Source organism: Actinomadura formosensis, from assembly GCF_050948385.1.
GTDB classification, from domain to species: domain Bacteria; phylum Actinomycetota; class Actinomycetes; order Streptosporangiales; family Streptosporangiaceae; genus Spirillospora; species Spirillospora formosensis.
Window position 1 is genome coordinate 7,055,145 of sequence record NZ_CP192011.1, and the last position, 25,163, is coordinate 7,080,307.

15 protein-coding genes are annotated in these 25,163 nt (G+C 71.8%); 6 read left to right on the top strand and 9 right to left on the bottom strand.

The window, feature by feature from the left end; translation table 11 throughout:
- Nucleotides 1–21: 21 nt before the first annotated feature.
- On the bottom strand, nucleotides 22–6,522 hold the full coding sequence (locus tag ACQP1N_RS33150) for an SDR family NAD(P)-dependent oxidoreductase (protein WP_433228214.1): 6,501 nt from the start codon (nucleotides 6,520–6,522) through the stop codon (nucleotides 22–24).
- Nucleotides 6,523–6,877: 355 nt separating this feature from the next.
- Here ACQP1N_RS33150 and ACQP1N_RS33155 point away from each other — a divergent pair, with 355 nt between their 5' ends.
- Both ACQP1N_RS33155 and ACQP1N_RS33160 read left to right on the top strand, forming a co-directional pair.
- Nucleotides 6,878–8,803, top strand: coding sequence for an MFS transporter (locus ACQP1N_RS33155; protein ID WP_433228215.1), 1,926 nt, complete (start codon nucleotides 6,878–6,880; stop codon nucleotides 8,801–8,803).
- Nucleotides 8,800–10,023 carry a glycosyltransferase gene (locus ACQP1N_RS33160; RefSeq protein WP_433228217.1) on the top strand — a complete coding sequence of 408 codons (1,224 nt, stop codon included), beginning with the start codon at nucleotides 8,800–8,802 and terminating at the stop codon, nucleotides 10,021–10,023. Before ACQP1N_RS33155 ends, ACQP1N_RS33160 begins: the two co-directional genes overlap by 4 nt.
- Nucleotides 10,024–10,029: 6 nt before the next feature.
- Here the strand turns inward: ACQP1N_RS33160 and ACQP1N_RS33165 are convergent, their stop codons facing one another.
- The 3 genes from ACQP1N_RS33165 to ACQP1N_RS33175 form a co-directional block, all read right to left on the bottom strand.
- Nucleotides 10,030–12,624 carry an MMPL family transporter gene (locus ACQP1N_RS33165; protein ID WP_433228219.1) on the bottom strand — a complete coding sequence of 865 codons (2,595 nt, stop codon included), beginning with the start codon at nucleotides 12,622–12,624 and terminating at the stop codon, nucleotides 10,030–10,032.
- 38 nt (nucleotides 12,625–12,662) lie between these two features.
- Nucleotides 12,663–14,447 (bottom strand): fatty acyl-AMP ligase, encoded by a 1,785-nt coding sequence (locus ACQP1N_RS33170; protein WP_067807896.1) that lies wholly within the window; start codon nucleotides 14,445–14,447, stop codon nucleotides 12,663–12,665.
- A 438-nt stretch (nucleotides 14,448–14,885) separates the two neighbouring features.
- A complete protein-coding gene (locus ACQP1N_RS33175) occupies nucleotides 14,886–15,128 on the bottom strand; it encodes a hypothetical protein (protein ID WP_131733047.1) in 243 nt (80 codons plus the stop codon).
- 1,643 nt (nucleotides 15,129–16,771) lie between these two features.
- On the opposite strand from ACQP1N_RS33175, the gene ACQP1N_RS33180 reads away from it, so the two are divergent.
- Nucleotides 16,772–17,518 carry an IclR family transcriptional regulator gene (locus tag ACQP1N_RS33180; RefSeq protein WP_255218865.1) on the top strand — a complete coding sequence of 249 codons (747 nt, stop codon included), beginning with the start codon at nucleotides 16,772–16,774 and terminating at the stop codon, nucleotides 17,516–17,518.
- Between the two features lie 27 nt (nucleotides 17,519–17,545).
- On the opposite strand, the gene ACQP1N_RS33185 is transcribed toward ACQP1N_RS33180, so the two are convergent.
- Nucleotides 17,546–17,908, bottom strand: a complete 363-nt coding sequence (locus ACQP1N_RS33185; RefSeq protein WP_067808094.1) for a YkvA family protein — start codon at nucleotides 17,906–17,908, stop codon at nucleotides 17,546–17,548.
- A gap of 339 nt (nucleotides 17,909–18,247) precedes the next feature.
- On the opposite strand from ACQP1N_RS33185, the gene ACQP1N_RS33190 reads away from it, so the two are divergent.
- Entirely contained in the window at nucleotides 18,248–19,258 is a 1,011-nt protein-coding gene (locus ACQP1N_RS33190; RefSeq protein ID WP_433228221.1) for a hypothetical protein, read from the top strand.
- A gap of 63 nt (nucleotides 19,259–19,321) precedes the next feature.
- Here the strand turns inward: ACQP1N_RS33190 and ACQP1N_RS33195 are convergent, their stop codons facing one another.
- The 4 genes from ACQP1N_RS33195 to ACQP1N_RS33210 all read right to left on the bottom strand — a co-directional run bounded on the left by ACQP1N_RS33195 (nucleotide 19,322) and on the right by ACQP1N_RS33210 (nucleotide 23,178).
- A complete protein-coding gene (locus ACQP1N_RS33195; RefSeq protein WP_433228223.1) occupies nucleotides 19,322–19,936 on the bottom strand; it encodes a septal ring lytic transglycosylase RlpA family protein in 615 nt (204 codons plus the stop codon).
- Between the two features lie 590 nt (nucleotides 19,937–20,526).
- Nucleotides 20,527–21,633, bottom strand: a complete 1,107-nt coding sequence (locus ACQP1N_RS33200; RefSeq protein WP_067804106.1) for a ferritin-like domain-containing protein — start codon at nucleotides 21,631–21,633, stop codon at nucleotides 20,527–20,529.
- A 209-nt stretch (nucleotides 21,634–21,842) separates the two neighbouring features.
- A complete protein-coding gene (locus tag ACQP1N_RS33205) occupies nucleotides 21,843–22,463 on the bottom strand; it encodes a hypothetical protein (RefSeq protein WP_242608589.1) in 621 nt (206 codons plus the stop codon).
- 91 nt (nucleotides 22,464–22,554) lie between these two features.
- Entirely contained in the window at nucleotides 22,555–23,178 is a 624-nt protein-coding gene (locus ACQP1N_RS33210) for a TetR/AcrR family transcriptional regulator (RefSeq protein ID WP_084263311.1), read from the bottom strand.
- 153 nt (nucleotides 23,179–23,331) lie between these two features.
- On the opposite strand from ACQP1N_RS33210, the gene ACQP1N_RS33215 reads away from it, so the two are divergent.
- Nucleotides 23,332–24,639 carry a GH1 family beta-glucosidase gene (locus ACQP1N_RS33215; protein WP_433228224.1) on the top strand — a complete coding sequence of 436 codons (1,308 nt, stop codon included), beginning with the start codon at nucleotides 23,332–23,334 and terminating at the stop codon, nucleotides 24,637–24,639.
- A 60-nt stretch (nucleotides 24,640–24,699) separates the two neighbouring features.
- Nucleotides 24,700–25,113: a MarR family winged helix-turn-helix transcriptional regulator gene (locus ACQP1N_RS33220; RefSeq protein WP_067804114.1), complete on the top strand. Its 414-nt coding sequence runs from the start codon at nucleotides 24,700–24,702 to the stop codon at nucleotides 25,111–25,113.
- Nucleotides 25,114–25,163: the final 50 nt, after the last annotated feature.

Here is a 25,163-nt window from a genome sequence, read left to right on the forward strand (position 1 = left end):
GACGGTGTCGTGGGCGGGCCCTCAGCGGGCCGTGGTGGGCGTACGGACGGCGTCGCGCTCCCGCCGTCCGGCCAGCCGGTCCTCCAGGTGCGCGGCGAGAACGTCCACACCCGGCGGGTCGAGCAGGTTGAGGTGGTGCGCCCCGGGGATCGTGACGATCTCCAGGTCGGAGCAGAGCCCGCCGAAACCGTTGGTCCCGTCGAGCACATAGCGGGCATCCCGGACGGCCCACGGGGTCTCCTCGGGCGCGTGGTACAGGATGACGTGCCCGTCGTAGGGCCCGGGCTTGTACGCCTCCAGGGAACGGGTGTCCTGGTGGGAGGTGAGCTGGTGGGTGAGGGCCGCCGGGGGGATGTGGTCCACGAGCGGCGCCGCGCGTTCCATGACGAGGGCGAACTGCGCCTCCTCGTCCAGGCCGGCCAGTTCCTCGTAGTCGAGGGCGACGTCCAGGCCGTACGTCTCGTTGATGTAGTCGGTGAACGCGGAGAACCGGCGGGCGAGGGTGTCGGACTCGTCCTCGACCGGCAGCGGGAGCCCCGCGTCGAACAGCGCGACGAACTCGACCTCGCGTCCGGCCCGCCGGAGCCGCCGGGCGGTCTCGTAGGCGAGGACCCCGCCGAACGACCAGCCGCCGAGCCGGAACGCGCCCTCCGGCTGTGCCTCCACCAGGTGCCGCACGTAGCGGGCGGCGCGCTCCTCGACCGGCGGCGCGTCCTCGAACCGCTCCAGCCCGTACACCGGCTGGTCGTCGCCGAGCAGGTCGATGAGCTGCCGGTAGCAGGCGGTGGTGCCGCCGGCCGGGTGCGCGATGAAGATCGGCCGGCGGGTGCCGGACGGCTTGAGCGGGCGGACGGTCTGCCGCGCGGCCTCCTCGTCCGCGGCCCGGATGAACTCGGCGACGTGCTCCGCCGTGGGCACCTCGAACAGCTCACCGCGGGTCACCTCGGTGCCGAGTTCGGCGACGACGAGCGCGACGACCCGGTCGGCCTGGTCTTCCCGGCCGCCGAGGTCGGCGAAGAAGCCGGCGGTGACCCCGACGCGGTCGAGGCCGAGGACGTCCTCGAAGATGCGGGCCGCGAGACGCTCCGCCGCATCGCGGGGCATGACATATCCGGATTCGGCGTTCGAGACGGCGGTCGGCGCCGGGGCGTCCGGCAGGCCGAGTTCGGCGGCGGCCCACTCCTCGAACACGTTGACGCTGGCGCCCTGCAGCAGCACGGACGCGGGGACGGTCAGCCCGAGGTCGTGCTCGACACCGCTCTTGATCCGGACGGCGACGAGCGAGTCGAGGCCGAGGTCGGTGAGCGGGACGGCCGGGTCCAGGCGCCGCGGATCGAACCCGAGGACGGTCGCGATCCGGTGCCTGACCCGTGCGGCGATCAGCTTGCGGGCGGTGCCGGGGTCCAGGTCCGCGAGCGCCTCCACGCCGGGCCAGTCGCCGGCGTCATCGGCCCCGGCCTCGCCCGCGGCCTCGGTCAGCGCGGCGAAGTACGGCATGTTCCGGATCTCGGGGAACAGCGCGACGGCCGTGCCGGGGTCGAAGCGGAGCACGCCCGCCGCCGGCAGGCCGTGGACGAGCAGCGCTTCGAGCGCCTCCGCGCCCTCCGCCGGGCTGATCGGGTCGATGACGGTGACGGACGCTTCGGTGGCTCCGCCGACCTGTGACCAGGTGCCCCAGTTGATGGTGGTTCCGGGGCGGCCGTTCGCGCGCCGGTACGCCATGAGGGCGTCGATCGCGGCGTTCGCGGCGGCGTAGCCGCCCTGGCCGGGCGAGCCGAGCAGCGCGGCGGCCGACGAATGCGTGACGAACCAGTCGAGATCGAGGTCCCAGGCGGCCTCGCTGAGCCGGCGCGCACCCTCGACCTTCGCCGTCCACACCCGGTGGAGATCGTCCGGGCCGAGGTCGGCGATCAGCCGGTCGTCGATGGCACCGGCGCCGTGCACGATGCCGAGCAGCCTCGTGCCGCCCTCCTGCGCGGCCCCGATGAGGCGTTCGGCGGTGCCCGGCCGCGCGATGTCGCCCAGCACGACGCCGACGTCCACGCCGTCCTCGCGGAGGCGGGCGATGACCTTCTCGGCGTCGGCGTCCGGGCCGCTCCGCCCGGACAGCACGATGCGTCCCGCGCCGCGCTCGGCCAGCAGCCGCGCGGTGACCAGGCCGATGCCGCCGTAGCCGCCGGTGATCACGTAGGCGCCGCCGCGCCGGACGATCCGCTTCCCGCGCGGCGGCGGCTCGGGGAGGACTGCCCGCGCGAGGCGCGCCGCGTACCGGGTGCCGCCGCGCCAGGCGGCCTCGCGCTCATCGGCGCCGGCGAGAAGTTCCGCGACCAGGTCCTGCGGACGGTCGACGTCCACGTGGGTCGCCCGCTGGGCGGTGCGCTCGAACGCGAGGACGCGAGTGAGCGCGCTGACGAACCCGTGGCCCGGCAGGCCCTCCCCGCCGTGCAGGGGCAGGGCGCCGCGGGTCGCGACGTAGAGGCGGGGGCCGTCGGGGAGCGAGCGGCTCACCCCGGCGACGGCGAGCACCAGGTCCTCATCGACCAGGTCGGCGGGCGGGACGAGGACGACGCCTTCGACCGGCCCGTCCATGGCCGGATGGCCGTCCGGTGGACGGTGCGTCACCCGATGCCGGACGACGGCCTTGCCGCGGCTCTCCAGCCCGGCGGCCGCCGCCGCGGCGAGCGGGTCGTCCTCCTCGGACAGCACCAGCCACGTCCCGCCGCCCGCCGTCCCGGTTTCGGGAAGGGGGGACTCGTCCCAGGCAAGTTCGACCAGCTTGCCGGTGAGCGGCACGGGGACGTCGGGGCGTTCGACCCGGCGGAGGACGATGCCGGTCGCCTCGGCGAGGAGCCCGCCGTCCGCCGACAGCAGCGTGAGCGAGCCGGTCACGCCCTCGTCGTCCCGGACGACCGCCGCGCGGACGTGCCCGCCGCGGTGCGTCGGCCCGTACACGCGCAGGCTGCCGATCGTCTCGGCCGTCCACACGCCGCCGGCCCCGGTGAGCGCCGCCGCCTCGTCCGACAGGACGGACAGGCAGCGGTCGAACACCTCGGGGTGCAGCCGGTAGTGGCGGCTGCCGCGCTCGGCGCCCGCGATCTCGGTGGCGGCCCCCGGCTCGGCGCCCGCCGGTGCCCGGTGGTCCGCACCGACGTCGGCACTGGCCAGCCGCACCCAGGTGCCCGCCGGTGTCAGCGCGTGCACCTCCACCCGCTGCTCCGCCTCGGTGAACGTCGTGGTGACGGTCGTGTGGTCGGCGAGCGCCAGCGGACGCTCCACCCACAGGCCGTTGACGCGGACGTCCTCGGTGCCGAGCACGGTCGCGCCGGCGGCGAGCGCCATCTCCGCGAACGCGGCGACCGGCAGCACGGGCAGGCCGTGGACGGTCAGCCCGTCCAGCCACGGCTGCGCGGCCAGGCCCACGTCGGCGCGCCATGCGTGCCGGTCCTCACCGGGGAGTTCCACGTGCGCGCCGAGCAGCGGATGCTCGTCGCTCCGGCCGGACGTGCGGGCCGACAGGTCGACCCAGTGCCGTTCGTGCCGCCACGGCGACTGCGGGACGTCGATGACGCGCCCGTCCAAGGGGGCCGCGACCGGATGGCCGTGTGCGGCCAGGGTGGCGAGCTGCGCGTGGAACGTCAGCGTGTCGTCGGTCTCCTGCCCCTTCGGTGCCCGCTTGAGCGTGTGGGTGACGAGCGCGCCCGTCCCGTCGAGGGTCTCACCGACCGCGTGGGCGAGGATCGGGTGCGCGTTGACCTCGATGAACGTCCGGTATCCGTCCTCGGCGGCGGCCGAGACGGCGTCGGTGAGCCGGACCGCGTTGCGCAGGTTCGCGGCCCAGTGCTCGGCACCGAGCGGCGCGCCGGAGGCGAGGTAGGCGCGGGGGTCGTCGAGGGCGGTGGTGTAGAGCCGGATGCCGCCGGCGAGCGGGGCGCCGGGCTCGGCGCCGACCCCGGCGAGGAGTTCGCGCAGTTCGGGCAGCAGCGGATCGACCTGCGGGGAGTGCCCGGCACCCTCGGCCTGGACCATCCGGGCCAGGCGTCCCTCGGCCTCCGCGCGCTTGACGATCTCGGCGACCTGGCCGGCGTCGCCGGTCACGACGGTCTGCCTCGGTGACGAGTGCACCGCCGCGTACACCTCGGGCAGGCCGCCGGCCAGCCGCGCGACCTCGCCGGCGGACGCGCCGAGCACGGCCATCGCGCCGCCGCCGACGAGCCGCGTCAGCAGGCGGGACCGGCGGCAGATGACGCGGACGCCGTCCTGCGGGGTGAGCGCGCCGGCGACGACGGCCGCCGCGACCTCGCCCATCGAATGGCCGATGACCGCGCCCGGCGTGACGCCGTACGCCTGCCACATGCGGGCGAGGCCGAGCTGGATCGCGAACAGGACCGGCATGGTGTCGGCCGGCCCGTCCGGCTTGCCGCCCTCTTCGAGCAGCGCCCACAGGTCGGGGCCGCCCTCCTCGGCGAACATGCCGTCCAGGTCGTCGATGGCTTCGGCGAACGCGGGCTCCTCCTCAAGGAGCCGCTGAGCCATGCCGGCGCGCTGAGCGCCGTACCCGGAGAAGACCCACACGGGACGGCCCGGCGCACCGAGCGCGGTACCCGTCACCACACCGGGGTGGGGACGGCCTTCGGCGAGGGCGGTGAGCCCTTCGAGGAAGCCTGCACGGTCCCTGGCGACGACGGCGGCGCGGGCTCGTCCCCGGCCGGCACGCCGGTGCAGGGTACGGGCGATGTCAGCGAGTTCCACGTCCTGGGGCGGGAGCCACCCGGCGAGGAGGGCCGCGTGGTCGCGGACACGGTCGTCGCTCGTGTCGGACAGCGGGAACGTCCGGACGGCGGCCGGCTGGACGGTCGTCTCCTGCGAAGGAGCCTCTTCCAGAAGGACGTGCGCGTTAGTCCCGCCAAAACCGAACCCGGACACACCCGCACGCGCCGGGTGCCCCCTATCGGGCCACGGGGTCTCCTCCGAGACGACCGCGAGGTGCAGTTCATCGAACGGGATGTGCGGGTTGGGCTCCTTGAAGTGCGCACTGGGCGGGATGACCCGGTGATGCAGCGCGAGAACGGTCTTGATGAGCCCGGCTATGCCCGCCGCGGACTCCATGTGCCCGAGATTCGACTTGGCGGAGCCGAGCAGCAGCGGCGCACCGTCGTCGCGTCCGGCGCCGAGGACCTCGCCGACCGCCTTGGCCTCGATCGGGTCGCCCAGGAACGTTCCCGTCCCGTGGGCTTCGACGTAGTCGACGTCGCGCGTGCCGATGCCCGCCCTCGCGTACACGTCGCGGAGCAGGGCGCGCTGCGCGTCGGAGTTGGGGGCGACCAGGCCGTTGGAGCGTCCGTCCGAGTTGACGCCGGACCCCCGCACCACGGCGAGCACCCGGTCGCCGTCGCGCACCGCGTCCGACAGGCGCTTCAGCACGACGGCGCCGCAGCCCTCCGCGCGGACCATGCCGTCGGCGGACGCGTCGAACGCCTTGCAGTGCCCGTCCGCCGCCGTCCCGCCCGCGAGGTCGAACGTCATCGTGACGGCCGGCGACAGCAGCAGGTTCACGCCGCCGGCCAGCGCCACGTCGGCCTCACCGGCGCGCAGCGCCTGGACGGCGAGGTGCGTGGAGACCAGCGACGACGAGCACGCCGTGTCGACGATCATGCTGGGGCCGCGCAGGTCCAGCAGGTACGACAGCCGGTTCGCGATGATGCCGAGCGCCGCGCCGGTCGCCGTGAACGGCTCCAGCGACGCCAGGTCGGACGCGGTGAACGCCGCGTACTCCGGCGCCGACACGCCGACGAACACGCCGGTGCGGCTGCCGCGCAGCGACGCCGGCCCGATGCCCGCGTGCTCGAACGCCTCCCACGCCACTTCGAGGACGAGCCGCTGCTGCGGGTCCATCGCCGCGGCCTCGCGCGGGGTGATGCCGAAGAACCCCGCGTCGAACCCTGCGACGTCCGCCAGGAAACCGCCGAGCCGCGTCGTCCGCGCGAGCAGGTCGCCGACCTCGGGCGAGCCGTCGTCGAACGGGGCCCAGCGGCCGTCCGGCACCTCGCGGATCGCATCGCCGCGTCCGGTCAGGAAACGCCAGTAGTCCGCGGGGCCGGTCAGGTCGCGGTCGCCGCCGGGGAAGCGGCAGCCGATGCCGATGACGGCGATCGGCTCGTCGTGCGCGGCCGGGCGGGCGGGCCCGGCCTCCGGTTCCCCCGCGGCCGGTTCCGGCCCGATGCCGCCGCCCGCCAGCGCGGCGACCAGCTTGTTGATCGTGGGGTGTTCCCAGACGAGGGTGGCGGGCAGGGAGCGTCCCAGCAGCTGCTCCAGCTCACCGGCGATCGCGACCGCGTCCCGGGACGCCAGCCCGAACTCCTCAAGCGGACGGTCGGGATCGACTTCGGCGGCGACGGTCCTGGAGCGGCGCGCGATCTGCTCGATCAGATGCCGGCGGATCGGCTCCTCACCGATGCGAGTCTCGTCCTGCGCGTCATCCTGCGCGTCGTCCTGCGCGGCTCCGGAACGATCGTTGCTCTGCATGCGCTGGGGTCCCCCCAAGAAACCGGGATCGTTCGTCGAAGCGAAGGGACCACTTTGTCCCACGCTGACCTGTTCACGATGCGCATCCAGGCCACTTTTCTCACCGGGGCCTTGTCACGGTGATGACAAGACTCCGGAGTAGCCAATGTGGCCTGATGGGATAGTTGAGAAAACACGACCTAGAGTCATGGCCGAGTAACAAGATGTCAACCATCAGTAACAGCAGCGACGACTGTTTTTAGGGGGAAGCGGCGGATTTCCCGGCGGTGCGGGACCCTCGCCGTACGGACTGTTGACCCGGGGCCGATACCGATGGGCGCTGGCGGTTGTCGCCGTCAGCGCGTTCATGACCACCATGGACAACACGGTGGTCTTCACGGCCCTGCCCACCATCATGGCCGACCTCGACATGTCGTCCTCGGCCAAGGACTGGGTCGCCACCGGCTACATCCTGATGTTCTCCTGCCTGATGATCATGGGCGGGCGGCTCACCGACGTCTACGGCTGCCGGCTCACCTTCACCGCCGGCATGGCCGTCTTCACCACCGCGTCCGCCGTGTGCGGGCTCGCGCCGAGCTCCGAGGTGCTGATCCTCGCCCGCATCGTGCAGGGCGCCGGCGCCGCGCTCGCACTGCCCGCCACGCAGGTGATGGTCACCGTCGGACGGAACGACAGGCAGCGCTCGATCGGCAACATCGTCTTCATCGGCGCCGCGTCCGGGGCGACCGCGCTCGGCCCCGCGATCGGCGGGATCATCGTCCAGCACTGGCACTGGGGCTGGATCTTCCTGATCAACATCGTGCCCGGCATCCTGGTGATCCTGCTCGGCATGTTCGTCCTCACCGGGCACGGCGAGAACAAGCACGCCCGCGTCGACCTGCCCGGCGTGCTGATCTCCGCGACGATGCTGTTCGCGTTCATCTACGGGCTGGAGGCCGGCAACAGGCACGGCTGGGCCGACCCGTCGGTGCTCAGCGTCTTCGCCCTCGGCGCGATCGCGCTGGTCTGCTTCGTCGTGGTGGAGAGCTGGGCCCCCGACCCGATGATCGACCTGCGGTTCTTCCACAACCGCGTCTTCACCGGCGGGCTGCTGTCGCAGATGCTCTACGGCATCGGCTTCAACGGCATGATGTTCTACTCGCAGCCGTTCCTGCAGCGCTTCCTCGGCTTCTCGCCGCCCAAGGCCGGCATGGTCATGCTGCCCCCGGCCATCGTGATCCTCCTGCTGACCCCGGTGGCCTTCCTGATGGCCGCCAAGATCGGCCCGCGGCCCGCGATCGGCGCCGGCATGGCGCTGATGGGCCTCGGCATGGTCCTGTTCTCCACCCTGACGATCGGCGACGGCTACGCCGACCTGATGCCGGGCGTCATGCTCATCGGCGCCGGGGCCGCCCTCGGCATGCCGCTCGTGATGTACGTGCTCAAGGCCGTCCCGGAGAAGCGGGCCGGCGTCGCGAGCGGCGTCATCAACGTGATCCGCGAGGCGTCCGGCGCCTTCGGCATCGCCATCGTCGGCCTGTTCGTCCACACCATCCCGGACGAGGGCGCGAGCGCCGCCGAACTGGAGAAGTTCCGCATCGGCACCTCCTCGGGCCTCATCCTCGGCGCCGTCCTCGTCCTCATCGGCGGCCTGGTCAGCGGCATCACCCTCCCCAGCCGGCGCGGCTGGCTGGGCCCGAAGCACGGCAAGAGGCCCCCGGTGATCCCGGACCGCCCGAAGCACGATCCCGCCGGGCCACCGCGCGACCCGGTCCCCGCCCTCCTCGCGTCCGGCCCCCTTCCCGCCCCGGTCGCCGTCGCGAGCGCCGCCCCGCCCAACGTCCCCCTCCCGTTCCCCCTCACCTGGGAGGACGACCTCGCACGGGACGAGCGTGTCCGCGCCCCCGGCCCCCACTGGTGGACCGACACCGCCCTCAAGCCCCCGGACGACACCCCCACCCGGTGGAACAGCGAATCCCCCGCCTCCCCCTGGCCGGCGCCTCCCGCCGAGCCACCGCCCGAATCCCCGGAGCACGACCACCCCGCCCGCAAGGGTGAGCCGCGCTCATCGCGGCCTTCGGCGTCCGGACCGGCTCAGCGCGCGGACACCGATGGATCGGGCGTGGTGCGCGGGCCACGGGACGTGCCGCCGGTGAAGCCGGGCCTGGGCGCGGGCGGCGAGCAGCGGCCCGGGGAACGGCCCGCCCCGCCGGACGGGTGGTACGAGCCCTATGTGCCGGAGGAGCGGGCGGACGGGCCGCAGGGCATCCCGCGCGGTGACGCCGGGTGGGAGGCACCGTGAGCAGAATCGTGATCTTCGCGGCCGGGTCGCGGGGGGACATCCAGCCCTGCGTGGCGCTCGGGCGGGCGTTGCGGGCGCGCGGGGACGAGGTGCGGCTCGTGGCGAGCGCCCGGTACTCGCCGATGGCCGTCGCGGCGGGGCTGGAACTGGCGCCGCTGACGGCCGACCCGGCGGAGATCCTGGAATCCGACGCCGGGCAGCGGCTGCTGGCCGGGGGGCGTAATCCGGTGAAGTTCCTCGGCGGGTTCAAGCGCGTCATCGGGCCGATGGCCGAGCGTTTGCTGGCGGAGTGCGCGGACGCGTGCAAGGGCGCGGATCTGATCTTGGGGCCCACCCTCGGATTCCTCCCCCGGCACATTGGTGAGCATCTCGGTGTGCCGTGGGCGCTCATTCATTTCCAGCCGAGCGAGCCGACGGGCGCGTTCCCGCATCCGTTCGTCCCGCGGTCGCTCGGCTCGTGGGGGAACCGGGCGAGTTTCCGGGCGGTCGACCAGATCGCGTGGCAGTTGTCGCGGCCGTTCATCAATCCGTGGCGGGAGGAGTCGCTGGGGCTGCCGCGGCTGCCGCTGCGGGGCCGCAGGCCGGACGGCCCGGTGCTGGCGTGCTTCAGCCCGACCGTCGTGCCAAGGCCCGGGGACTGGGGGCCGAACGTCCATCTGACCGGGTACTGGTTCCTCGACGAGGACGAGTGGGAGCCGCCCGGGGAACTGGCGGAGTTCCTCGCGGCGGGCCCCACACCGGTGTACGTCGGGTTCGGGAGCATGGTCCCGAAGGACGGCGAGGCGACCGGCCGGACCGTGCGGGCGGCGTTGGAACTCGCCGGGGTGCGGGGCGTCGTGCAGGGCGATCCGGCGAGTTCGGACGGCCGGGTCCACGCCGTCCGGGACGTCCCGCACGCGTGGCTGTTCCCCCGGACGGCGGCGGTCGTCCACCATGGCGGCGCCGGGACGACCGCGGCGGGACTGCGGGCCGGCGTGCCGGCCGTGGTGTGCCCGTTCTTCGGCGACCAGCCCTACTGGGGCGAGCGGGTGGCGGCGCTGGGCGCGGGGCCGGCACCGCTCCCGTTCCGCGCGCTGACGGCGCCGCGGCTGGCGCGGAAGATCCGGCAGGCCGTCCAGGATCGGGAGATGGCCGAGCGCGCGAGCGAGATCGGGCGGCGCATCCGGGCCGAGGACGGCGTCGGACGCGCGCGGCAGATCATCGACGCGCTGCCGCGCTGAGCGCGGTCAGTCCTCCGCCTCGCCCCAGCGCCAGCCGGAGCCGTCCGGGGCGGGGACGATCGCCCGCCTGGCGGGCGGCGGCTGCGGCGGCCTCGGCCGCGGCGGGCCGTCCGCCCACGGCCGCCACGGCGCGCCGTCGGCGGGGGCGTGCCCGTCGAGCCCGGTGGCGCCCGGCGCGGGCGCGGGCTGCGCGGCGGGCCGGAACGCCTCGTTCGCGTCCACCGGGCGCGCGTCCTCCCAGTGCAGCGCGTACGGGAACGGTTGCTCCGCCGGGAGGCGCGGCGGTGCCGCGGTGCCGCCCGCCGGGGCCAGGGCACTGCGTTCGCGCAGGTCCATCCGGGCGTGCAGGCCCGCGAGGAAGCCCGGCAGCCACCAGTTCGCCCCGCCCATGAACCGCATCGTCGCCGGGACGAGCAGCGACCGGACGAGCACGGCGTCCACCACGACCGCGACGAACATGCCGACCCCGATCAGCTTCACGACCGTGATGCCGGCCATGCTGAACGCGGCGATGACGACGAGGAACAGCAGCGCGGCACTGGTGATGATGCCGCCGGTGTGCTGCATGCCGGACGCGACGGCCCGCCGGTTGTCGTGCGTGAGGTCCCATTCCTCGCGGATGCGGCTGAGCAGGAAGACCTCGTAGTCCATCGACAGGCCGAACACGACGGCGAGGATGAGGATCATGCTGGTGGCCTCGACGCCGCCGGTCGGGGTGAAGTTCAGCGGCCCGGCGAGGTGCCCGTACTGGAAGCCCCACACGATCGCGCCGAACGAGGCGCCGATCGACAGGACGTTCATCACGATCGCCTTCAGCGGCAGCACGATCGACCCGAAGAACATGAAGAGCAGGATGAACGTGGCGATCCCGACGGTGAACGCCATCTTCGGCAAGGTGCGCATCAGGCTGGACATCAGGTCCATCTGCGCGGCCGTGCTGCCGCCGACGTCGATGTGCATCGGATAGCCGTCCTTCGACAGGCTCATCCCGCGGATCTCGGTGACGAGGTCCTGGGCACGCTGGTCCATCGGCTCGTACCTGTGCGTGACGGAGATGCGCACGCCCCCGTACGAGCCGGAGTAGCCGGTGTACTGCGCCTCGGTGACTCCGGGAAGCCCGCCCAGGCGCTGCCTGAACTCCTCCAGGTAGGGCGGGATGGGATCGCCCTTCTTGGCGGGCTTCCAGTCGCGCGGGATGAGGTCTCCGGAGACGACGACGTCGATGGGCTCGGCGGACCCGTTGGGGAAGTTCCTCTTGACCGTCTCCACCACGGCCCGGGTGGGGCTGTCCTTGGGCAGGACGCGGGCGTCCACACTGCCGAACTGGACGTTCAAGAACGGCACGAACATCACGCCCAGGATGACGAGCACGATCGCGAAGTACGGCAGCGGATGCTTCATCACGCTGTGGCCGAGGCGGTACCAGAAGCCGCTCTGGGGGTCGCGCTGCGCGCGCTTGGACGTGGGACGCCGCCACGGCATGCGTCCGATCTCGACACGCGGGCCGAGCAGCGCCAGCAGCGCCGGGAGGAGGACCGTGGCGCCGAAGACGGCGACCATGACGGTGGCTATGCCCGCGAGCCCGATCGTCCGGAGGAACATCTGCGGGAACAGCAGAAGCCCGGCGAGAGCGGCCGACACGGTGACGCCGCTGACCATGATGGTGCGGCCCGCGGTCGCCATAGTGGCGGCCAAGGCCGCCTCCCGTATCGGCTCCAGCGCCGTCTTGTGGGCCTTCTTCGCCGCCTTGCGCGCCTCCGGGTCGCGTTCCCGTTTCCAGGGTTTGCCCTGGGGCAGCCCCTGCGCGGACATGCCGCGCTCCAGTTCCTCACGGAAACGGCTGATGATGAACAGCGAATAGTCGATCGCCAGGCCGACGCCCATCATCGTGACGACTTCCAGGGCGAAGGACGTCACGTCCGCGACATACGTCACCACGTGCAGGACGGCCAGCCCGCCGACCGTCGAGAAGATCGCCACGGCCATCGGCAGGAGGGACGCCATCCACGCGCCGAACAGGATCATCAGCAGGATCAGCAGCGGCAGCGCCGTGATCAGCTCGGCACGCACGATGTCGGCGACGACCTGCTTGCCGAACTCCTCGCCGAGCGGCACGCTGCCGCCGTACCGGGCATCGAGCCCCGGCGCCGACAGCCGGTCCTTGATCGCGTGGTAGTTCTCGGCCTTGGCCGCGCCGTCCTTGCCGCGCAGCTTCACCGCGACGAACGTCGACCGCCGGTCGTGGGAGGCGAACGAATGCGCCGCCTCACTGTCGAACGACCAGTACGAGATGATCTCCTCGACCTGCGCCTTCGGCAGCCGCGCCACCGTGGTGACGACGCTCGCCTCGTAGCGCGGATCGTCCACCGTCATGGAGTCGCTCGTGTAGAGGACGAGGACGTCGGGGTTGGTGCTGCCGAAGTAGGTCGCGCCCAGCCGGGCGACGAGCGTCGAGGACGCGTTCGGGTCCTCGAAGCCGCCCTCCTTGAACTTGGCGAACACGCCGAGGCCCCATGCGCCCCCGACCCCGGTCAGCACCAGGATCAGCACCAGGCCGGCCCAGCGTCGCCGGTGGATGAGACGCCCCAGCCCCGAAAGCATGATCCTCCTGTTTCGTCGCGGCCGTCGGGCCGCCTCGGCTACTTGCGGGACGCCAGCCGGGCCGCCGTCGTCGGCAGCCCGCCGTCCAGGTAACGCTGCCGCGTCGCCGCACGTGCGATCTTTCCGCTGGACGTGCGCGACACGCCACCCGGTTCGATCAACACGAAGTCGTGGACGCTCATCTCGTGCTCGATGTTGACGGCGCCGCGCACCGCCGCCTCGACCTCGTCCGGGTCCAGCCGTCCGAGCGGAACACGCCGGTTGCGCTCGGCGACGATCACCAGCCGCTCCGTCTCCTCCCCGGTGAGCGCGAACGCGGCGACGTGGTCGGGACGGATCGCGGGGTGCGCCTCCTGCGTGGTGACCTCGATGTCCTGCGGGTAGTGGTTGCGTCCGTCGACGATGATGAGGTCCTTGATGCGGCCGGTGATGTACAGCTCGCCGCCGTGGATGACGCCATAGTCACCGCTCTTCATCCAAGGCCCGGACGGAAGGTCCCCAGGTTCGGACAGTTCGCCGCCGAACGTGTCCTGGCTCCGCTCCGAGTTGCGCCAGTAGCCGGGCGCCGTGTTGGGCCCGTGCACCCAGATCTCACCGACCCTGCCGTCCGGCTGCTCGACACGGGTCTCCGGGTCGACGATCGCGACGAGCTGCCCGTACGGCCGCCCGCACGACACGAGCTCGGAGCCGTCCGCGCGGAGCCTGAGCTCGCCCCGGGTGAGCGCCTCCCGGTCCACGGAGATGATCTTGGGCGGGGCGTCCTCGGTCGCCGCGGACACGAACACCGTCGCCTCCGCCAGCCCGTAGCCCGGCGCCTGCGCGCCCGGACGCAGCCCCGCCGGCGCCAGCGCCGCCGCGAACATCGACAGCGTCGAGGTGCGGATCGGCTCCGCGCCGTTCAGGCACGCCGTGAGCCCGGACAGGTCCAGGGCCGCGATCTTCTCCGGCGACGCCGTCGACGCGACGTACTCGTACGCGAAGTTCGGCCCGGCCGTGTACACGTTCCTGCCCGGACGCTCCGCGATCAGCTCAAGCCACCGAACCGGGTTCATGATGAACGAGACGGGGTCGGTGTAGATGGCGTGGTCGCCGCGCACCAGCGGCATCGCCATCGTCGCGATCAGCCCCATGTCGTGGAACAGCGGCAGCCAGCTGACCAGCTCCGGGTTCGGCCTGTCCGGCGCCCAGCCGACCCACAACTGCGCCGCGTTCGCCGTCACGTTCCCGTGCGTGATCTCCACCCCGGCCGGACGGCGTGTCGACCCCGACGTGTACTGCAGGTACGCGAGGTCGTCGAACGCGATGGGCTCGCCCTCCCACCGGTCGGCCAGCGCGAGGTCGATCTCCTCGGCGAACACGATCTCCTTCGGCTGCGGGACGTCGTGGTCGGCGAGGAACTTCTCCACATGCGGCAGGGCGTTGCGCATCGTGACGATCACCGCGGGCTCGGCGTCGGTGTAGGCGCCGATCAGCCGGTCGGCGTGCCCCGGCAGGTCGGGCGAGAACAGCGGCACCGCGATGACATGCGAGTACATGGCGCCGAGCATCGTCATCATGTACTCGAGCGTCTGCGGCAGCAGCAGCGCGGCCCGCTCCCCCGGCCCGGTGACCTGCCGCAGCGTCGCCGCCATGGCACGGGCGCGCCGGTCCGTCTCGGCCCAGCTCACCGTGGTGTGCGCACCCGCCGGGGCGGCCGAGTAGTCGACGAAGGTGTAGGCGGGGGCGTCCGGCTTCTCCTGCGCCCACCTCGCCGCCCGCTCGATCAGCGGGGTGCGGCCGGAACCGCCGGGCAGGAGTTCGGGAAGCAGCGAGCCCAATGCCATTGATCATTCTCCCGGGGGGACGGGCCGGACGGGCCCCGAGCAATGCGTACGGGTGGGCGCCATCGGCGGATCTTGGCCGCGTCGGCCGGACGGCTGTGTCTGGAGCGCCCCCGGTGACCGGCAATGATCGCCAAGCTACCCGATGGTAGTCGGCGCGCGATATCGGCTCGCGGTCACATTCACCAAAGCCGGGTTTATCACCGCCGTGACAAGAGGAATTCCCCTTTCACACGTGGTCACCCGGCCGGTCACCGACCGTGCCCGGCGCCCCCGGCCGGCGGAGAAGATCCACCGCACGATATTCCGGCGGTGCGGGGTCCCCTGTCCGTCACGACAGTGTTTACTGTCCGACGGTCGGCCCGCTGACGCGGAACCCGATATTGAGCTGGTTCGTCCCGATACGGGCGTCCAGAAAGGGCATTCCCAGCGTTCGTGCCGTCACCGGTCGGACATGGCCCGCCGCAACGCCAGCCGCCGCCTCCACAACCCGACGCACGCGGCCCCCCACAGCAGCCCGATCTCGGCGATCAGCGCGATCCCGGTGACGACCGCCCAGTCCGTCCCGTCCGACTCCTGCGCCCCGGCCGGCGCCATCAGCGACATCCGGCTCTCCCCGGTCGCCACCCGGGGCCCCGTCGGCTGATCGAGTGGCGGCAGCACGACCGGCTTCGAAGGTGCCACGGTGGGCAGATCCGGCGCCGGAAACTCTCCCCCCTGCCCGCCTGGAGCCCCAGCTTGTGGCCCCTCACCAGGCCCCGGCATAACGTCCCCGGGCCCCGGCTCAGCCACGGACGGCCCCACAGGCGCACACGTCCCCTCACCGCTCTTCGCCTCACCCGCCTTGCAAGGCCCACCAGACGACGACCCCGCACCAGAGTGACTACCACCCGGCCTCGGACCGGACGGCTGCACGGACGGACACGACCTCCCCGCCACACTCCTCTTACCGGGCACACAATGACCAGCCTTCGGCGACCCCACGCCAGGGTGACCGCCGGGACGCGGCTTCGCCACAGACGGCTTCACAGGCACACACGGCCCCTCGTCACTCTTCGGCTTGCCCGCCTTGCACTGCGTTCCAGGCGACGACCCCGTGCCAGAGTGACCACCGCCCGGCCTCGGACCGGACGGCTCCGCAGACGGACACGACCTCCCGCCCACACTCCTCTCACCGGGCACGCAATGACCAGCCTTCGGCGACCCCACGCCAGGATGATCGCCGGGACGCGGCTTAACCACAGACGGCTTCACAGGCACACACGGCCCCTCGCCGCTCTCCGCCTTGCACTGCGTTCCAGACGACGACCCCGCGCCAGAGTGACCACCGCCCGGCCTCGGACCGGACGGCTCCGCAGACGGACACGACCTCCCGCCCACACTCCTCTCACCGGGCACGCAATGACCAGCCTTCGGCGACCCCACGCCAGGGTGACCGCCGGGACGCGGCTTAACCACAGACGGCTTCACAGGCACACACGGCCCCTCGCCGCTCTCCGCCTTGCACTGCGTTCCAGACGACGACCCCGCATCAGAGTGGCCACCATCTGGCGTCGGCTCTGGGCCGGACGGTTGCGCGGACGAGCATCGCTTAGCGCCAGCGCTCGCCTTACCGGACGTGCACGGTGTGTCCGTCGGCGTTTCCGTGTCAGGGTGCCCCTCGCTCGGCGTTGGGTCCGGGTCGGGCGGCCGTGTCATCGAGCGGCGGGGAGCGTTGGTGGCGTCCGCCACGACCAGGACGCTTACGGGGGGCGAGGACGGTTCCGAGGTCGAGGTGACCGGGATTCGGATGGTGCCCGCCCGTTCACGCGGCGCCTCGCCCAGGTCGCCCAGGTCGCAGCGCAATGTGCGGCCTGAATCGGACTCGATGCAGTCCGGGGAGTGCCGCGTCCAGGAGAGGGGGCGGTCGGCGGTGAGGCGCAAGGTCGTGTTCCGCGCGATGTCGCCTTTCGCGCGGATACGGACCGTGTACGTCAGGGTCCGGTCCGGTCCGGTGGTGCTCTCCGAGATCGCCATGTCCATGACCAACCGGACCGCCGGTGTCCCCGCGTCCCGTGCGGCCTCGGCGGACGGGCTCATCAGCGGCAGCGGCACGGTCATTGCGGCGCCGGCCGCGATCGCGCCCCAGCGTGTCCTTCGGCGCACCGGTCCCCCCCAGCGGTCTCCTCTATGGCTGCCAGGGGGGCGGCGACGCGGCGCCGGGCACAGAAGGTTATTGCCACGTCGCCAAGGCGAGTAACGTGCATCCCTCTGGCAACTCCCTTCTTTCGCACAGTGAAATCAATTCTCCGTAGAATCGGCTGGGTTGCGAGGGAGAGGAGTTCGGGGTGGCGGAGGCCGTTAGGTCGCTGGAGCGCGCGTTCGACCTGCTGGAGCATCTGGCGGACGCCGGGGGCGAGATGGCGCTGTCGGAGCTGACGGAGGTCTCCGGGCTGCCGATGCCGACGATCTACCGGCTGATGCGGACGCTGGTGAACCAGGGGTACGTCAGGCAGGAGCCGTCCAAGCGGTACGCCCTGGGCCCGCGGCTCATCCGGCTGGGCGAGGGCGCCAGCCGCCTGCTGGGCACGTGGGCGCGTCCGGTGCTGGCCCGCCTGGTGGACGAGATCGGCGAAACGGCCAACATGGCGGTGCTCGAAGGCGACGAGGCCGTGTACGTCGCGCAGGTGCCGTCCAAGCACTCGATGCGGATGTTCACCGAGGTGGGGCGGCGCGTCCAGCCGCACTGCACGGGCGTGGGGAAGGCTCTGCTGTCCCAGTTGTCCGACCAGCGCGTCCGGGAGATCCTGGCCCGGACGGGCATGGACGCGCACACGCCGAACACGTTGACCGATCCGGACGCGCTGGTGGCGGAGCTGGCGCGGATCCGCAAGCGGGGTTACGCGCTGGACGACGAGGAGCAGGAGATCGGCGTGCGTTGCGTCGCCGTGCCGCTGCCCGGGGCGCCGGCGCTGACGGCGATCTCGGTGTCGGGCCCGTCCGGGCGCATGACGCGCGAGGCCGTCCCGGGCGTCGTGCCCGTCATGCGGGACGCCGCCGAACGCTTCGCCAAGGAGCTCGGCCCGACCGCGTGAGGCGGCCGGGCCCCGGGTGGGATCGGGTCAGTCGACGGGTTCGCCGACGATGACGGTGGGGCGTCCGCCGCGCTCCCAGGTGACGAAGTCGCCCGCGGACCTGACGAGGACGGTGGCCAGCCACAGGGCCAGGCCGGTGTCGTCCGCGATGCCCGCGAAGGGGATCACGTCGGGAATGGCGTCGATCGGGGAGATGATGTAGACCAGGCCCAGGGCGAGCAGCCCGAGCGTCCCGAAGGACATGCCCTTGTACTGCCCGCGCAGGACCGACTTGATCATCCGGGGTACGGCGCGGGTCCGCTCCCACAGGCCGGGTGCGTCGGGCCGCAGGGTCTCGCTGTAGATCTGCCAGGCCTGCCCGGCGGCGGCCGCACTGCGCTTCCTGTCCACGAGCACTCCCTCGGAGGAACGTTCTGGGGGCGCGCCCCCGCTGCGCCCACGCATATCTAGGACGCGACGAGTGCCGGAAATGTTCCCGCGACCCGATCATGAGGCGCGGGTCACAGGCGTCCCGCCCGTACCGGCGGCGGAATGATCGCCGGAACCGTCCCGTCATCGCTCACCGGGACGTGTGATGCGGGTGACCTCTGGTGAGGTCTTCATCACTCTCGTGCGCCTGGCGCGGCGGTTCACGGCGTGTTCCCCGGTGCCCGCTGCCAGCATGGGCCGCAAGGACGCGTGTCATCGCGTGAGCGTGCGCGGCAGCCCGGCGCCGGACCGGAGGTCTCGATGAGCGGCGATCACACGGCCCGTCCCGTCCACGGCACCGTGGCGGGCGTGGCCTATGTCGCGCTGCCCCCGACCGCGGTCGACGCGACCGCCTCCGGCCCGACCCGGCTGATCGTGGCCTGGCCCGGGTTCGATCCGCCCCGCACGGGGGCCGCGCTCGCGGCGGCGCTCCCGATGACCGGCGTGCCGGTGTGGCGGGTCTACCTCGACCTGCCGGGACGCTCGCCCGGCGGGCTCGGCTCGGGCGCGATCCTGGAGAACGAGGCCGTCGAGGCGTACTGCGCGGCGGTCGAGAGCGCCGCGCAAGGGCTGCCCGGCGTCCTGGCGGCGGTCCGCCGCGACCTCGCGATTCCGGACGGCCCCGTCGGCCTGGCCGGTTTCAGCGCGGGCGCCGCCGCCGCGCTGCTCGCCGTGGCGCGCGGCGTGGTGCCGGTGAGCACCGCGGCGCTCGTGGCGCCGGTCGTCGCCCCGGCGCGGGCCGCGCGGGCGGTGGAGACGCGGTCCGGCCGCGACCGGGGCTGGACGGCCCGCGCCGCCGCCCTCGCCGACCGCCTCGACCTCGGTTCCCTCGCGGCGGACATCGCCGGACGGGACGTCCCCACCCTGCTCGTCGGCGGCGCCCAGGACCGCGTCGTCCCCGCCCGGGAGGTCTCGGCCCTGCGCGACCTGCTGCGCACGCACGGCGGCGCATCGGTCGACTCCACCACATTCCGCATGGGTCACGCGTTGGCCGCCGAACCCGGCACCGAGCCCCGGCCCCCGATCACCGAGGCCGTCCAGGTGGACACCGCCCTCACCGACTGGTTCCGCACCCACCTCGCGCAAGCCGCGGACGAGGCCGGATGCGGGGAATCCGGGGGCGCGGCGGACGGCCCCCCGGTACAGGCCACGCTCCCGGACGTCCCGCAGCCGGTGAGCGACCGGTCCGGGGACGCGCGGTACGGAGCCTGGTCGGCGGGCGGAGAGGACGCGGGAGCCCGGCCGGGGATCGCGGCAGGGGACCGGCGATAGGCATGCGTCCGCCCGGCGGGCACGGCCGGGTGCCCGCCGGGCGGGACGGGAGAACACCGCGGATCAGCCGCGGGACAGAACCTCGTACCGGACGGGGATCACGCCCGCCCCGGTGCCGCCGACCTTCTGCATCGCCGCCCTGGACAGGTCCAGGCAGCGACCGCCCGCGTACGGGCCCCGGTCGTTGATACGGACGATGACCGAACGGTCGTTGTTCCTGTTGGTCACGCGGACTTTGGAACCCAGCGGCAGCGTCTTGTGCGCGGCCGTCAGTTCGCTCGGGTCGAAGGGCTCACCACTGGCGGTCATCTGGCCCTCCCAGTAGTAGGAGGCCTCGCAAGAGCCCGAGTCGACGACCTTGTAGTGCTTCTTCTTCTGGGGTTTCACCAGGTGCGCGACCTCGGTGTCGGCCTTGGGCTTCTTCTTCGCCGGCTTCTTCGGCGAAGGCTCTGGTGGACGCGGCTTGCCGCGGCTGCCCCGGGTCGGCTCGGCCCGCGGCTCGTCGGCGAGCGGGTCGGCGGGCGGTGGCGCGGTCTGCGCCGCCTGTGCGGATCCGGCGGATCCACCGGTACTGGTCAGGGCGAACGCGCTCGCGGCCAGGACGGCGACGGCGGCGCCGGAGACGATCAGGACGGTTCGTAGGCGTGCTCGAAGAAGACGCCTGACAGGGCTACCCACAGAGGAGTCCTTTGTTAGGGGACAGGACCCCGGACGCCCGGCTCTTTCACGGCGTGCTCAGGCGACCTCGTTCGTCCCCGAGTGCTCCGCCGCCTACGGGCTCGTTCGCCCGTGTCCGCGCTCCCTCAGGCGCGGCCGCGTCATCGCTGTCCGGCGTCCGGCAGGTGCGGCTGAAAAGGCATCTTCACTTTTGATCGCTAAAGTGCCGCACAAGTCCTTGACCGTACGTTGTGTTCCGCGAGAATCAAGCGCAGGGCCGTTATTTGTGGGGTTTGTCACCCCGATCTTTGCGCTATGGAGTTGATCGACTTCGCGCCGTAACTCCACTTGAAGATCATCTTTACTGCCCATGGAAGGTGTGATCTCGATCATATAACAACGGCTTATTGCATAACCGAATGGGGCGTTCCGCGAATGCCGCAACATGCACGGAACGCCCCATAGGCGCGGACGAAGGGGGCGCGTCACCCGATTCCGAACGACGCGCGGAGATCAACGACATTACGCCGGACGCCCCATACCGGCGGAATCCGCGGCAACGCGAAACGGGGGCGCCCCCGAAGGGACGCCCCCGCCCGAGCGGGTCCCGGCTACTCGGCCGAGCCGAGCGCGATGGCGTCCTCGACCTCGCCCTTGCGCGCGGCGAGCTCGGCCGCGTAGCGCTCCTCGTCGACCTTCTCGGCGATCTCCTCGTCCTGCTTCATCAGCGCCTCAAGATCGGCCTTGGCGTTGTCGAGCACGCCCATGTCCGCGTAGGCGGCCTGCACCTTGTCGCCCCAGAGCCCCACGTCCCGGACGCACGGGACGATCCGGCTGAACAGCAGCGACTGATAGAGGGTGTACATGTCGGAGTTGTCGACGTACTCCATGCATTTCTCGACCGGCATGTCGAGCTGCTCGAAGACCTCGCGCCCCTTGAACCGGTCGCGCATCAGGTAGCAGCCCTCGACGACGAACTCCTCCCGCTCGGCCCGCTCCTTGTCGGTGAGCTCGGCGTAGTAGTCCTTGAGCGCGAGCCGCCCGAACGCGACGTGCCGCGCCTCGTCCTGCATGACGTACGCGAGGAGCTGCTTGACCAGCGGGTTCGTCGACATGTCCCGGTACAGCCCGAACGCGGCGAGCGCGAGCCCCTCGATGAGGACCTGCATGCCGAGGTAGGGCAGGTCCCACCGGCTGTCCTCCAGCGACTCGGCGAGCAGCTTCGCCAGGTCCTGGTTGATCGGGTAGTACATGCCGATCTTCTCGTGCACGAACTTCGTGTACAGCTCGACGTGCCGCGCCTCGTCCATGGTCTGGGTCGCGGCGTAGAACTTCGAGTCCAGGTCGGGGACGGACTGGACGATGCGCGCCGACACGTTCAAGGCGCCCTGCTCGCCGTGGAGGAACTGGCTGAACAGCCATGAGCCCTGGTGCCGGCCGAACTCGTCCCGCTCCTTCTGCGACATCTTCTCCCAGATGTCGGACCCGAAGAGCGGGTTGAAGTTCTCCGGCAGGCCGGCGACGTTGATCGGGTCGACCGCAAGGTCCCAGTCGATGCGCTTCTGCGCGTCCCACTGCTTGTCCTTGCCCTTCTGGTACAGGTTCAGCAGCCGGTCGCGGCCCTCGTCGTACTCCCAGGTGAAGCGGGTGTCACCCGCCATGGGTACGTTCCACGTCTCGGTCGGGACCGGGGTGGAATAGAGGTCAAAGGAACTCACGGGGATCCTCCTCCAGGCGTTGCGCCGCGCCCTCGCGACGCCGGTCCGCACCGCCCACGGCTTTACATCCCTTCGTAACATGTAAACCTGCCGGAGGCCAGAGTCATGCAAGAACTCACTGATCACCCCGCCGAGGCAGCCGCCCGCGCCCCCTGGCGGGAAGCGCGGGCGGTGTGGACGCGGGCGGGCCGGCGGGACCGGGGGCCGGGCTAGCGGGACTGGAGGGCGTCGAGGCCGACGGCCTGCGCGATGACCAGGCGGCGGTCGAGGCGGGCGTCGCCGATCTCGACGACGTAGCGGTCGCGGAAGCCCAACTTCTTCTCCACCGAGAAGACGACCTGGTCGCCGGCGTAGAAGTCGAAATGGTACGGCCAGGCGAACGGCAGGCTGTCCGCGTACGGGATGAACTGCCAGAGCCGCCGCAGCACCGCGACGAACTTGTTGCGCTCGGTTCCCGTGACCACACCGAGGTCGGGCTGTTCCAGGTGCCAGGTCGAGGCCAGCAGCGACCTCTTGAAATCCTTGCGGAAGACGCCGATGGGCTGGCCGTGCGCGTCCGTGATGTCGTACGCCGAGGCCAGGTCGATGCGCTTGCGCGCCTTGAAGCCGAGGATCGGACGCGTCTTGGAGTCGTCCGAATACAGGGTGACCTGCTCCTTGAACGCGAGCCGCTTCTGCTGCGCGAAGGCGAGCAGTTCGCCCTCTCCGCCGTCCGGGGCCTCGGCATGCACCTCGTATTGGTTCACCATCAGGCGCACCCGCTGCCGGATCAGTAGCCTGCGCTGCGCCTGGAGTCTCTCTTCGTCCAGCGAATCGTCCAGCGAACTCACCCGTTCTGTAGCAGTTTGCGGTGGGAGTCTGCCACAGCGAGTTCTTTTCCTCCGGCGTTTCCGAGGCGCGGTGCACCGGCCCCGGCCGCGGTCAGGATTCCTGGATGTGCGAGGCCAGGTAGCCGTGGATCAGCCGTTCCGCCTCGGCGAGGATCGCGGGGTCGCCGTCCGGGCTGCGCCGGAACGCCATCTTCAGCACGGCGTCGCCCGCCTCCACCGCGATGGCGAGCGCCGTGGCGAGGCCGGGGGTGTCCTGGACGCCGAACGTCCCGACGATCATCCTGCGGAGCCGGTCGGCGACCACCGCGTTGTTGTCGGCGTCGGAGTCGAGCAGGTTCACGTCCGCGACGTCGCCGAACCGCAGCACGCGGAAGCCGGGGACGCTCCGGTGCATGTCCACGAAGATCTCGATGATCGCGCCGACCGTGTCGGACCAGTCGCCGAACCCGCCCTCGGCCAGCCGCGCCGAGATCCGGTCGCCGAACTCCTCCAGGTTGCGCAGCGCGAGGGCCTGCGCGACCGCCCGCTTGTCGGGGAAGAACTGGTAGACCGAGCCGATCGCCACCTCGGCGCGCTGGGCGATACGCGTCGTGGTGAGGCCGTCGTAGCCGTCCTCGTCGAGGATGTCCGCGCAGGCGTCGAGCATCCGCTGCACGCGTTCGGCGCTGCGGCGCTGGGCGGGACGGCGGCGGAGCGGGGTCCGGATCTCGGTCACCCCGCCATTGTCCCCGACCGCGGGGGTGTCCGGCATGCCCGGCAGCCGCTCCGCACCCCGAGGCCGCCGGAGACTTCCGCCCGCACCACCCCAGGACCTAATATCCGAACGCTGTTCGCATTTCTGCAGGGCACGCCGGGAGAGGGGAACACGATGGGGCTTGCGGAGGGCTTCCGCTGGGGCGTCGCCACCGCCGCCTACCAGATCGAGGGCGCGGTGGACGAGGACGGGCGGGGACCGTCCACCTGGGACACCTTCTCGCACACCCCGGGACGCGTCAGAGACGGCCACAACGGCGACGCCGCCTGCGACCACTACCACCGGTGGCCGGAGGACATCGCGCTGATGTCGGGCCTCGGCATCGACACCTACCGGTTCTCGATCGCGTGGCCGCGCGTCCAGCCGTCCGGGATCGGGCGGGCCAACGCCAGGGGCCTCGACTTCTACGACCGCCTCGTGGACGGGCTGCTCGCCGCCGGGATCGCCCCCGCCGCCACCCTCTACCACTGGGACCTCCCGCAGCCGCTCGAAGACGCCGGCGGCTGGATGGAACGTGACACCGCCTACCGGTTCGCTGAATTCTCCTACCTGGTGGCCGAGCGGCTCTCCGACCGCGTGGAAATGTGGATAACCCTGAACGAGCCGGTGGTCGTCATGGCCTACGGCTACGCGTTCGGCGTCTACGCACCCGGCAAGACCCTCATGCTGGACGCGCTCCCCGCCGCGCACCACCAGCTCCTCGGCCACGGACTCGCCGTCCACGCCCTGCGCGGCCGGGGCGTCCGCTCCATCGGGCTGGCGAACCACTACTCCCTCGCCTGGGCCGCGTCCCCCGGGGACCAGCCCGCCGCCGACGCCTTCGACACCTTCATGAACCGGCTGTTCACCGATCCCGTGCTGCTGGGCCGCTACCCCGGCCTGATGGCGGACGCGCCGTTCATCCGCGCCGAGGACATGGCGGTCATCGCCACGCCCATCGACTTCCTGGGCGTGAACTACTACCAGCCGACGCGGCTGAAAACGGCCTCCGGAGGCCCGCTGCCCTTCGAGATCGTGGACATCACCGAATACCCGACCACGGGGATGGGCTGGCCGATCGTCCCGGACGCCTTCCTGTCACTGCTCCGTACGCTCGACACCCGGTACGACCTGCCGCCGCTCTACATCACCGAGAACGGATGCTCGTTCCCGGACGAGATCGGCCCGGACGGTGTGGTGGACGACTCGCCCCGCATCAAGTTCTTGGACGCCCACATCCGGGCCATGCGCACGGCCATCGGCGAGGGCGTCGACATCCGCGGCTACTTCACGTGGTCGCTGCTGGACAACTTCGAATGGTCGGAGGGCTACCACCCGCGCTTCGGCCTCGTCCACGTCGACTACGAGACGCAGAAGCGCACCCCAAAGAAGTCCTACGGCTGGTACAGGGATCTCATCGCATCGTCCAAGCCCCCGCTGTAGGCGCCGGTCAGGGCGTGCGCGGCACCGGAGCACAGCGACCGCGCTGGCTAGGCTTGTCATATGGCCGTCGAAGGACAAGTCCTCGGAAGGGCCGTCAAGCAGGTCCAATACCGGCAGTACCGGACGCTTGACAGCAGGCTCGCCCGGATCGGCACCACGCTGGCGCAGTGGGACGCGCTGCGGGCGATCAGCCGTTCCCCCGGGGCGTCCGCCCGGTCGCTGGCCGCGCGGACGTTCCAGAGCGAGCAGGCGTTCGGGACGCTCGCCGGACGCCTGGTCGCCCAGGGTCTGATCGACCGGCGCCCCGGTCGCGGCCGGAGCATCGAGCACCATCTCACGCCCGCCGGGGAGAAGATCCTCGAAGCCGGGCACCGCATCGCCGACGACGCCCTCGCCGAGATCTTCTCCCCGCTGTCCGACGACGAACGCGCGACCCTCCTCGACCTGCTCCTGCGCGTCGGCCGGGCGGGGTGACCCGCGCCGGCCGGCGCTCCCGGATAGGCTGCTCTCCGCTTTCGTCGGGG